The organism is Phenylobacterium sp., assembly GCF_044236515.1.
Classification (GTDB): Bacteria; Pseudomonadota; Alphaproteobacteria; order Caulobacterales; family Caulobacteraceae; genus Phenylobacterium.
In genome coordinates this window covers 1-10,111 of the sequence record NZ_JBIIGK010000107.1, presented here as the reverse complement: position 1 = coordinate 10,111, position 10,111 = coordinate 1, and the positions used below count along the sequence as shown (strand labels likewise).

11 protein-coding genes are annotated in these 10,111 nt (G+C 68.7%); 3 read left to right on the top strand and 8 right to left on the bottom strand.

What is annotated here, in order from left to right:
- The 5 genes from peaB to ACILRF_RS11300 all read right to left on the bottom strand — a co-directional run.
- Positions 1 to 1,408 (bottom strand): quinohemoprotein amine dehydrogenase maturation protein (peaB, locus tag ACILRF_RS11320; RefSeq protein WP_395672920.1); only part of this gene is annotated, 1,408 nt, incomplete at its 3' end.
- Positions 1,405 to 3,114 carry a quinohemoprotein amine dehydrogenase subunit alpha gene (peaA, locus tag ACILRF_RS11315; protein ID WP_395672918.1) on the bottom strand — a complete coding sequence of 570 codons (1,710 nt, stop codon included), beginning with the start codon at positions 3,112 to 3,114 and terminating at the stop codon, positions 1,405 to 1,407. The genes peaA and peaB, both read right to left, overlap by 4 nt.
- 210 nt (positions 3,115 to 3,324) lie before the next feature.
- Positions 3,325 to 3,975: a maleylacetoacetate isomerase gene (maiA, locus tag ACILRF_RS11310; RefSeq protein WP_395672916.1), complete on the bottom strand. Its 651-nt coding sequence runs from the start codon at positions 3,973 to 3,975 to the stop codon at positions 3,325 to 3,327.
- Complete coding sequence (locus ACILRF_RS11305) at positions 3,972 to 4,616, bottom strand: 3-oxoacid CoA-transferase subunit B (protein WP_395672915.1); 645 nt, start codon at positions 4,614 to 4,616, stop codon at positions 3,972 to 3,974. Before ACILRF_RS11305 ends, maiA begins: the two co-directional genes overlap by 4 nt.
- A gap of 3 nt (positions 4,617 to 4,619) precedes the next feature.
- Positions 4,620 to 5,330 carry a CoA transferase subunit A gene (locus ACILRF_RS11300; protein WP_395672924.1) on the bottom strand — a complete coding sequence of 237 codons (711 nt, stop codon included), beginning with the start codon at positions 5,328 to 5,330 and terminating at the stop codon, positions 4,620 to 4,622.
- A 111-nt stretch (positions 5,331 to 5,441) separates the two neighbouring features.
- Here ACILRF_RS11300 and dusA point away from each other — a divergent pair, with 111 nt between their 5' ends.
- Positions 5,442 to 6,446: a tRNA dihydrouridine(20/20a) synthase DusA gene (dusA, locus tag ACILRF_RS11295; RefSeq protein ID WP_395672913.1), complete on the top strand. Its 1,005-nt coding sequence runs from the start codon at positions 5,442 to 5,444 to the stop codon at positions 6,444 to 6,446.
- Here dusA and ACILRF_RS11290 read toward each other — a convergent pair.
- Both ACILRF_RS11290 and ACILRF_RS11285 read right to left on the bottom strand, forming a co-directional pair.
- Positions 6,422 to 6,952, bottom strand: coding sequence for a TIGR02281 family clan AA aspartic protease (locus ACILRF_RS11290; RefSeq protein ID WP_395672911.1), 531 nt, complete (start codon positions 6,950 to 6,952; stop codon positions 6,422 to 6,424). The genes dusA and ACILRF_RS11290 overlap by 25 nt on opposite strands.
- Before the next feature lie 86 nt (positions 6,953 to 7,038).
- Positions 7,039 to 7,230, bottom strand: coding sequence for a DUF1289 domain-containing protein (locus ACILRF_RS11285; RefSeq protein WP_395672909.1), 192 nt, complete (start codon positions 7,228 to 7,230; stop codon positions 7,039 to 7,041).
- A gap of 166 nt (positions 7,231 to 7,396) precedes the next feature.
- On the opposite strand from ACILRF_RS11285, the gene ACILRF_RS11280 reads away from it, so the two are divergent.
- A complete protein-coding gene (locus ACILRF_RS11280; RefSeq protein ID WP_395672907.1) occupies positions 7,397 to 7,714 on the top strand; it encodes a hypothetical protein in 318 nt (105 codons plus the stop codon).
- 171 nt (positions 7,715 to 7,885) lie between these two features.
- Entirely contained in the window at positions 7,886 to 9,379 is a 1,494-nt protein-coding gene (locus ACILRF_RS11275; protein WP_395672905.1) for a phospholipase D-like domain-containing protein, read from the top strand.
- On the opposite strand, the gene ACILRF_RS11270 is transcribed toward ACILRF_RS11275, so the two are convergent.
- Positions 9,354 to 10,097 carry an endonuclease/exonuclease/phosphatase family protein gene (locus tag ACILRF_RS11270; protein WP_395672922.1) on the bottom strand — a complete coding sequence of 248 codons (744 nt, stop codon included), beginning with the start codon at positions 10,095 to 10,097 and terminating at the stop codon, positions 9,354 to 9,356. The two genes, ACILRF_RS11275 and ACILRF_RS11270, sit on opposite strands and share 26 nt — an antisense overlap.
- Positions 10,098 to 10,111: the final 14 nt, after the last annotated feature.

Genomic DNA, 10,111 nt, shown 5'->3' with positions numbered 1-10,111 from the left:
CCGGGTTCTTGGCGGCGACTTCGCCGTAGATGCGCAGGACCGTGTCGGTCCAGCCGCGGATCCAGTCGCAGTAGTGCAGGTTCGAGGCGCCGGTGTCGCCGTAGCGCACGAAGGCCTCGTGGTGGCAGCCGCCGGCGCACAGCGGCCGCACCCAGCAGGTGTGGCAGTCGTACTTCGAGCCGATGTGGCCGCGGGTCAGGAAGTCCGCCTGCTTTTCCTTGTCCACGCCGGTCGAGATGTGACCGAGGGTGTGGGTGTCGGCATCGGTGAAGCGGTGGCAGGGCGAGATGTCGCCGGCCGGGCTGACGCCGACAAGGCCAAGTCCCGCGCCGCAGGGGTGCGATTTGTTCACGCCCTGGATCAGCTCGGAGATCGTCTCGCTGACGTTGGTAAAGCCGTGCATCTCGCCGCGCAGGGCGTACTCCAGCCACTCCTGGGCCAGGGTCTCGAACTGCGAGACGACGCTGTCCATGCCGTCGTCGTCGATGGCGTATTCCTGCTCGCCCGAGTTGGTCACCGGCGCGAAGCCGACTTCGGCGAAGCCGAGGTCGTCCTTCAGGTGACGATAGATCTTCAGGACGTCGGTGACGCCGTCGGTCAGGGTGACGCGGGCGGTGATCGGACGCGTGCGGTGGCCGGCGATCAGAGCGCGCAGACGCGGCTCGACGACGGCGTAGCTGCCCTTGCCCGAACGGTAGACTCGGCGCTTGTCCTGCATCTCGGCCGGACCGTCGATGCTGACCGTGACGCCGATGCCGTTATCCGACAGGAACTGGATTATGTCGCTGTTCAGCAGGGTGGCGTTGGTCGTCAGGCTGTAGCCGACCGACTTGCCGGCCGCGGCGGCCTTCTCATTGGCGTAGGCGACGACTTCCTTCAGCAGCGGGAAGTTCATCAGCGTTTCGCCGCCGAAGAAGGTGATGTGCAGCATCCGGCGATGCGCGGACTCGGCGATCAGGAAGTCCACCGAGGCCTTGGCGGTCTCGATGTCCATGTACTTGGCCTTGCCCTGGGGCGTGGCGATCTTATCGGCGCCGAATTCGTAGCAGTAGGTGCAGGCCAGATTGCACTGATTGGTGATGTTCAGCACCATCGACTGCAGCGGGAAGTCCTTGGGCGGACTGGCCACCGGCGCGGGCCGGGACGTCTCGGTGATGATCACCTGGGCATGGTAAAGCTCGGTGATCAGCTCATCAGCGTCCTCGGCGCCGTGGCCGGCCGCGGCCAGGGCCTCGACCAGCTCATGGTGCGTCGTCTCGCGCTCGGCGAGCCGCGCGAGCACCGCCTGGGCCATCGCGTCCAGCTCGAAGATCGCGCCGGCCGGGACCATGTAGAGGTACTTGCGATCCGACGCCTCGAAGGCGTGGAACTCGCCCAGCCGATAGGGCTGGCTCGGGAAGGGTTTCACCGCGAAAGCTCCGGATACTCCCAACGCTGGTAGAGCGGGACCGTGACCACGAGATAGGCGCGCCCGGTCAGAGGCCGGCCGAAGGCGTCCTTCTCAGACTTCGCGGTCGCCGTCACCCAGACGTCGCCGTAGTTGTTGCGCATGAATTTACGGCGCGGATTGGGGCCGTTTTGCGCCGGCGTGAAGAAGGCGTTCGGGCTGAGTTGGCCGACGAACTGGGTGTCGTCGTCGTTCTGGATGGTCATGAACTCGTCCATGGTCCAGGTGACGTCGATCGGGCCCAGCGCCAGGTCGTCGGCGGTTCCGGACTTGCCGTCCGGGCCGTTCTCGTAGCCGATCGCTTCGAACTGCTGATAGCCGCGCGGGTGATTGTCGCTGCCGAGGCGGGCCATGGCCGTCTCCGGCGTCACCTTCACGAAGTCGACCTTGCTGTAGACCGGGAAGGCCTTTTCAAGGGCGGCGCCAGCCACGGCGACGTCGCGGTCGCCGGAGGTGGCGCCGGCGGCGACCTGGGCTTCGACGACGATCTCCTTGGCGCTCTGCGAGACGATCCGGCGCGGCGTGACACCGGCTCCGAGGCTAATGTCGGAGACCGCCACGCGTTGCGGGAAGTTGTCGCCGAGGATGCGCAGCTGAACCGTCGAGCCGGCCTTGACCGCGCCCGGCGTCACCGCGACGACGGAGGGGGCCGAGGTGGCGCGAGTCAGCTTCACGTCATAGCCGAACTCGGAGTAGGCGCCCCAGAACCAGCGGCCTTCGGCCGAAGCTTGGTTCGGCGCGATCCACAGCACCTCACGGGCTTCGCTCGACAGATCGTCCGGCCGCGCGGCGCGGCCCGGACCGGCCGAGCGGCCGCGCCAGGAATAGCCGCTGTAGACGAGGCCGGTACCCGTGCGGGTCAGGGTCGCGCCGTCCTTGAGCGAGCGCAGGGTCGTCGTGGTCTTGAACTCGTCCGGCGCGCCGGCCTGCTCGACGACCATCTCCCCGACGTACTTGCCCTGGCCCGGCACGGAGGCCGAGACCAGCCAGCGGCCGACCAGTTCGGGCTGGCGGATGCGTGAGCGCCAGGCGGCCCATTGCGGGGTGTGGAGGGTGGCGTTCTGGTTGAGGAATTCAAACGCGACGTCGCCGGGCTTCTTCTTGCCTTCCGGCTCGGGGCCAAGGCCGCCGCCGCGGAATTGGGCCTCGGCCTGAGCGTAGAGCGCGACGTGGAAGTTGCGCAGGCCCTGCCATTCGGCCTTGGACCGGCGCCACGACATCGGCAGGCCGAAGGCGTGGCAGGACGCGCAGGCCTGGCGCACGTCGTTGTTCGGGATCAGCGTCTCATCGACGATCCGGTGCTCAGGCATGTACATCACCGGCTTGGCCTCTTCCGGCGCCAGCCCGTGACTGTTGGAGAGGTACTTGATCACCGAGCGGATTTCCGCCGGCGTCGCCTGCAGGCCGTGCTGACGGCTCATGCGCCGGATCGCCTGCGCCCAGCCTTCCGGCGTGGTGCGGGTCCAGGAGATGCGGGAGAGGTTGCCCTTTTCGTCGGCGGTGTGACACGCGCCGCACTTTTCGATCACCAGCGGGTCGGTGACCGGGATGCCCTGTTCGGTCTCAGCTGCCTGCGACGCCTGGCTGGAGGCCTGCGTGGCTGCAAGGCCGAAAGCGCCGGAAAGGAGGACCGCGGACGCGACTCCGAAAACTGCGAATTTCTTCACCGGCAGCCACCCTCCCCGCGGGCTGTCTATTATGACAATTCAGGCGACACGTTGGTCCCCTAAGAAACCACCCATAACGCCTCCACTTCAATTTACAACGGGTGTTTCGGTGCAAATGCGTCACCGCCGGTGGCGTTTCGACAACGCCTTTCGCTGAACGGCGGTGTGATCACAAATCTTTCAATTCATGCGCCCGCTCGATCGGCGCCGTTAGCTGGACGGCGCACCGGGTTGGCGGTCGGGATGAGCGGCTGCGAAGGCTGGATGGGCGCGCCCGTTTGCGATCACGCGAGACACCACCGGAAGACCGCTGAGATCGGCGCCGAATCGATCGGCGGAATACGACTGCGGAATGAGGAAGCAGTCGGCCAGGGTCGGCTCGTCTCCGAACGAGAACCGGCCCGCGGTCTCCGCCAGCAGCGCCTCTGCCGCCTCGAAGCCGGCCGTGATCCACCGCTGGGTCCAGGCCAGGATCTGATCTTCGCTCGCGGAGAATTCGGTGCGCAGAGCATTGAGGACGCGCAGGTTGTTGAGCGGGTGGACGTCGCAGGCGAAGAGCTGTGCCACGGCGCGGATCCGCGCCCGCGACGTGGCGTCCCCCGGCAACAGCGGCGCCGCGGGAAACCGCTCGTCGAGCCATTCTAGGATGGCGAGGCTCTGGCCGAGGCGGACGCCGTCGGCCTCCAGCGTCGGCACCAGGCCCTGCGGGTTACGCTCGCGATAATCGGCGGCGTGCTGATCGCCGGCCCGCAGGTCGACCGGCCGGGATCGGTAGTCGAGGCCCTTCAGATTGAGCCCGATGCGCACACGGTAGGCGGCGCTGGAGCGCCAGTAGTCGTCGAGGATCAGCGTCTGGGTCATGCCGCTAGCGTTTCGAAAGGCGCCTGGGTCTTGGCGCGAATCTCGTCGAGACCGACGCCGGGCGCCGTCTCGATCAAGGTGAGCGGCCGCCGGCCCCGAGCGACGTCGAAGACGCCGAGGTCGGTGACGACCAGGTCGACGACGCCTTTGCCGGTCAGCGGCAGGCTGCAGGCGTCGACCAGCTTCGGCGCGCCGGACTTCTCGACGTGCTCCATCACGACGACGACGCGGCGGACGCCGGCGACGAGGTCCATCGCGCCGCCCATCCCCTTCACCATCTTGCCCGGCACCATCCAGTTGGCGAGGTCGCCGTTGGCGGCCACCTGCATGGCGCCGAGGATCGACAGGTCGATATGGCCGCCGCGGATCATGGCGAAGCTGTCGGCGCTGGAGAAATAGGACGACGAGGGCAGGGCGGTGATGGTTTGCTTGCCGGCGTTGATCAGGTCCGGATCGGCCTCGCCCTCGTAGGGGAAGGGGCCCATTCCCAGCATGCCGTTCTCGCTCTGCAAGGTCACCGAGACGCCGTCCGGGATGTGGTTCGACACCAGCGTCGGGATGCCGATCCCGAGGTTCACGTAGAAGCCGTCGCGCAGTTCGCGGGCGGCGCGGGCGGCCATTTCGTCACGGGTCCAGGCCATGGTTCAGGCCTCCTCGCGGGGGCGGACGGTAAGATGCTCGATGCGTTTTTCGTAGGACGCGCCCTGGACGATGCGGTCGACGTAGATGCCGGGCGTGTGGATCTGGTCAGGGTCCAGAGCCCCGACTTCGACCAGTTCCTCGACCTCGGCGACCGTCACCTTGCCGGCCGTGGCCATCATCGGATTGAAGTTCCGGGCGGTGCGCCGGTAGACGAGGTTGCCCTCGGCGTCGCCGCGCCAGGCCTTGACGATGGACAGGTCGGCGGTGAGGCCACGCTCCATCAGATACTCCTCGCCGTCAAAGACGCGGGTCTCCTTGCCCTCGGCGACAAGCGTGCCGACGCCCGTGCGGGTGAAGAAGGCCGGGATGCCGGCGCCGCCAGCGCGAATGCGTTCGGCCAGGGTGCCCTGCGGGTTGAACTCCAACTCCAGCTTTCCGGCGAGGTAGAGTTCGGCGAACAGCTTGTTCTCGCCGACGTAGGACGAGATCATCTTCGCGATCTGGCCGCGCTCCAGGAGGATGCCGAGGCCGAAGCCGTCGACGCCGCAGTTGTTGGAGACGACGGTCAGGCCGGTGACCCCGGTTCGGGCGATCGCGGCGATCAGGTTTTCCGGAATGCCGCTGAGGCCGAAGCCGCCGGCCATGATGGTCATGCCGTCGGTGAGCAGGCCGTCGAGAGCCGCCTGCGCGGTCTGATGAACTTTGTCGGCCAGTTTCGCCTCCCTTACGCCGGCGCCAGCCTAGAAGGTCGCAAGCCCTTGCGGCGGGTGCAAGACGGAGGACGTCTCGCGCCTTGGCTCAGTCTCGCCTAAATAGTCGCCGCAATGACCGCAACCGCCTATCCCGCTCACCGGCTGTCCGTCGCTCCAATGATGGACTGGACGGACCGGCATTGCCGGGCGCTGCACCGGACGCTGTCGCGGCGGGCGCTGCTTTATACGGAGATGGTGACCACCGGAGCGGTGCTGCACGGCGACCGGGGGCGGTTGCTGGGGTTCGACCAGGTCGAGCATCCCGTGGCGCTGCAGCTCGGCGGATCGGATCCGAAGGATCTGGCGGAGGCGGCGCGGATCGGGGAGGCCGAGGGCTACGACGAGATCAACCTGAACGTCGGCTGCCCGTCGGACCGGGTGCAGTCGGGTCGGTTCGGGGCCTGCTTGATGCGGGAGCCGGAGCTGGTGGCCGAGTGCATGGCGGCGATCGGGGCGGCGGTGAAGGTCCCGGCGACGGTGAAGTGCCGGATCGGCGTCGATGAGCAGGAGCCGGAGGAAGCCCTGTTCCGGCTGGTCGACCTATGCGCCGGAGCGGGGGTGAGCCTGTTCGTGGTGCACGCACGGAAGGCGTGGCTGAAGGGGCTGTCGCCGAAGGAGAACCGCGACATTCCGCCGCTCGATTATCCCTTGGTCCGGCGGCTGAAGCGCGAGCGGCCGGAGCTGACGATTGTCATCAACGGCGGCGTGGCCGACCTGGACGAGGCGCAGGCGCACCTGGCGGAGGTGGACGGGGTGATGCTGGGCCGGGCCGCCTATCACACGCCCGACCTGCTGGGAGAGGTGGACGCGCGGATCTTCGGAGACGCCCGGCGGGTGGATGCGTTCGAGGCGGTGGAGCTCTACCGGCCGTACGTCGCAGCGCAGCTGGCGAAGGGGACGCACCTGGCGGCCATGACGCGCCACATGCTCGGCCTGTTCAGCGGCGTGCCGGGGGCGCGGGCCTGGCGGCGGATCCTGACGGTCGAGGGTGTGAAGGCGGGCGCGGGGCTGGAGGTGATCGACAAGGCGCTGGCCGCGGTGTCGGGCGCCGATCAGGGGGTCAGGAAGAGCGCCTGACGAGTGGCCTGGAAGCTGGACAGCCGGCCGAGGTAGGTCATGCCGAGGAGCGAGGCGTCGAGCCCCTTCTCGATGACAAGGGCGTCGACGTCGTCGAGGCGGGCGCCGTTCACCGAGATCGAGGCGAGGGTGACGCGCGCGGCGCGGGCCTGCCCGGCGGCGGTGCCGACGGAGTGATCGTATTTCAGCCGCCGCGGGTCGAAGCCGAGGCGCTGGGCGTCGCTGGGCGTCAGGGCCACGGCGGTGGCGCCGGTGTCGACCAGGAATCGGACCGGCGCGCCGCTGACGTCGGCCTCGGCCCAGAAATGGCCATCGGCCGCCTTGTCCACCTTGGCGACCTCGCCGGAGGAGCCCTCCAGCACGACCGGCATGGCGATGGGCGCTTCGGCCCGGGCGGCGCGCAGGGCCGGCGGCTTCGGCGCCACGGCGACGACCAGGCCGGCCGAGCCGAACGCCGAGACCGAAGCCACGGCCGCCACCAGGGCGTATCTGACGAGGTTGGACACCGCGCGCTTCACCGTTCCGCGGCCGTCAGGCCGATCCGTCCGCGGAGGTTAGGCCGGTCGGGTTTGCAAGGAATGAACGGCGCGGCTCAGGCGGGGCCGAGCTTCTCGGGGGCGATGTGGCCCCGGCGCGACGGCAACTCGGCCATGATGCGGTCGCGCTCGGCGTCGGAATAGGCGGTCCAGCCGGCGATCTCGTCGGCGGCGCGGAAGCAGCCAAGGCAGAGGCCGCTGTCGTCGTCGATGAAGCAGACCTTCACGCAAGGCGTCCGGATGGGCATGGCCGGTGCATAGCGCCGGTTCGCGGAACATTACAATCTGTTTATGACTTCACGAACATTGCGCAGATTTAATCTGTAATCGCCAACCTTTCTTCTAGTTCATTTGAACCGGCGCCTTTGCGAGTGCAGTTTTCCCTCAGACGATTTCTTCGAGGGAGATTTGAACATGAAGACCGCCATCATCGCGATCGCCGCCGTCATGAGCCTGGCCGGCGCCGCCGACGCGGCCGAGCGGATGACCGACATGGCCTATGTGAAGGCCGCCCGCTGCAAAGGGATCGCCTCGGGCGTCGGGCAGACGGACACCGCCGCCCTCGACAACCTGCTGAAAGAGCAGGGCCGCAGCCGCGAAGTCTACATCCGCCAGCGCGCGGAGAACGAGATGACCCGCGCCCGCCGCGAGGCCGGCCGCGGCGATGAGAACCGCACGCGGCTGGGCGCCGAACTGGCCGGCCCCTGCGCCGCCTTCCTGAACCCCGCGTAAGCGGGTCTTCTGCGGGGTTCCTGGCTCCAGGACTCCAACCTGCCTGACTGGCGCGCCGGCTCCCTGCCGCCGGCGCGCCTTTTTCTTGCGCGGCGCGGCGACGGAACCCACGGTGTCGAGCGGAGCTATGGCAGGGGGCCGCAAGTTCGCGGCGGCGGCGCAAGGGGCGTCATGAAGGCCTTGAGGGACGGGGAGACCTGCTGGCGGACCGCGCGCGCGGACCGGCTGGCGTTCCTGATCGACAACCAGGCCTATTTCGCCGCCGTCTTCGACGCGCTGCAGAAGGCGCGACGCTCCGTGCTGCTGCTCGGCTGGGGCTTCGATCCGCGCACCCGGCTGTTCCCCGACGGCTACGACGGGCCCGACGATCCGGACGAGGTCGGCCGCATCCTGGTGGAGCTGGCCTGCGCGCGGCCGGAGCTCGACGTGCGCCTGCTGATCTGGAAGTCGGCCCTGCCGATCAGCGCCAGCCAGGAGTTCTTCCCGCACAAGGCCCGCAAGTGGTTCGAGGACACGCCGGTGAAGTTCCGGCTGGACGACCAGGTGCCGTTCGGGGCCTGCCATCACCAGAAGGTGCTGGTGATCGACGATCGGCTGGCGTTCTGCGGCGGCGGCGACATCGCGGTCGACCGCTGGGACAGCCCGCATCACAGCGACGACGACCCGCGGCGCATCATGCCGCGCCAAGAATGCCACGCGCCGCGCCACGAGGTGATGGCGATGGTCGACGGCGAGGCCGCCCAGGCGCTGGGCGACCTCTTCCGCGAGCGCTGGCGGCGGGCGACCGAGGGCCAGACGCTGGACCCGCCGCCCGACGCCGGCGGCGATCCGTGGCCCGACCACGTGCCGCCGGCCCTGACCCGCGCGCAGGTGTCGATCGCCCGGACGGAGCCGGCCTGGAAGGGGCGGCCGTTGGTCGAGGAGATCCGGCGGCTGAACCTGGCCGCCATCGCCGAGGCCCGCGACGTCATCTATCTGGAGAACCAGTATTTCACCTCGCCGCTGATCTGCGAGGCGCTGGCCAGTCGGCTTGCCGAGCCGGACGGGCCGGAGATCGTGCTGATCTCGACCGGCAAGGCGCCGAGCTGGTTCGACCAGCTGACCATGGACCGGGCGCGCGGCACGATGATCTGGCGGCTGCGGGCCGCCGACGTGTTCGGCCGCTTCCGGGCCTATTATCCGACGACGCGGGCCGGCGAGGTGATCATCGTCCACTCGAAGGTGTGCGTCATCGACGACCGCCTGGCGCGGGTCGGCTCAGCCAACCTCAACAACCGCTCCGGCGGGTTCGACACCGAGTGCGAGCTGGCGGTGACCTGTGACGAGGAGGCGGACCGGCTGACGCTTGGTGCGTTCCGCGACCGGCTGATCGGCCATTTCATGGGCGTGACGGGCGATGCTGTGACCAAGGCCCGCAACGAGTACGGCGGCCTGGGGCAGGCGATCGACGCCCTGAACCGCGACGGCCGGCTGGTCCCGATCGAGCCGCCGATGCTGACCGGCTTCGGCGAGTTCATCGCCGCCTACCATATCGGCGATCCGTCGGACACGGCGGACTCCTGGCGGCTGGCCCGGCGGCGCGAGCGGCTGTTCCAGCAGGCCCGGCAGATCGCCGACCACACGCCCGACGGCGATCAGATCAGCTCCGGCCCGGTTCGACCCTGAAGTCCATCACCAGCGGCAGGTGGTCGGACGCCACACGCCAGGCCGGCTCGAACGGGGCGAAGACGTCCTCGACCACGATCTCGCGGCTAACGAAGATGTGGTCGATGCGCAGCACCGGCAGCGGCGAGGGGAAGGTGGCGGTCGGGCTCTTGCGCGGCGCCAGGCGCCGGGCTGGCTCCAGCCGGGCGCTGAGGGTGCGGTAGACCACCGAGGTGGCCGTGGCGTTGAAGTCGCCCAGGAGGATGCGGGGACCGTGGCAGCGCGGGTGTTCGAGCCAGGATGGGCCGGCGAGGTGATGCGCCTGGACCTGCTGTTCCTTGGGCACCAGGCCCAGGTGGGTGTTGATGATCTGGACCCGCGCGCCATCGATGTCGGCCTCGACCCACAGGGCGCCGCGCGGCTCTAGCTGGGCGATGCGCGGGTGGCCGGGCAGGGGGCCGACCTGGATCAGGGTTTCCGGATAGCGGGTCAGGATGGCGTCGCCGTAGAGCTCCTCCTCGACCCGGAACGCCGGGTGGAAGTGCACCGCCATCTGCAGCCGCGCGGCGATCTCGTGCGCCTGGTCGACGTGGTTGGTGCGCGCCCGGCGGACGTCGAGTTCCTGCAGGGCGACGATGTCCGGCTGCAGAGTGGCCAGCACGTCGGCGATCCGCGCCACGTCGAGCCGGCGGTCGTTCCCGACACAGCGATGGACGTTGTAGGTGACGATGCGAGGCATGTGGCCGGGTTGTG

Excerpts from the sequence above, each read along its gene's own strand:
- ACILRF_RS11305 (WP_395672915.1), bottom strand. The coding sequence starts at position 4,616 with ATGGCCTGGACCCGTGACGAAATGGCCGCCCGCGCCGCCCGCGAACTG.
- ACILRF_RS11285 (WP_395672909.1), bottom strand. The coding sequence starts at position 7,230 with ATGCCCATCCGGACGCCTTGCGTGAAGGTCTGCTTCATCGACGACGAC.
- ACILRF_RS11275 (WP_395672905.1), top strand. The coding sequence starts at position 7,886 with ATGAAGGCCTTGAGGGACGGGGAGACCTGCTGGCGGACCGCGCGCGCG.
- ACILRF_RS11280 (WP_395672907.1), top strand. The coding sequence starts at position 7,397 with ATGAAGACCGCCATCATCGCGATCGCCGCCGTCATGAGCCTGGCCGGC.
- maiA (WP_395672916.1), bottom strand. The coding sequence starts at position 3,975 with ATGACCCAGACGCTGATCCTCGACGACTACTGGCGCTCCAGCGCCGCC.
- ACILRF_RS11270 (WP_395672922.1), bottom strand. The coding sequence starts at position 10,097 with ATGCCTCGCATCGTCACCTACAACGTCCATCGCTGTGTCGGGAACGAC.
- dusA (WP_395672913.1), top strand. The coding sequence starts at position 5,442 with ATGACCGCAACCGCCTATCCCGCTCACCGGCTGTCCGTCGCTCCAATG.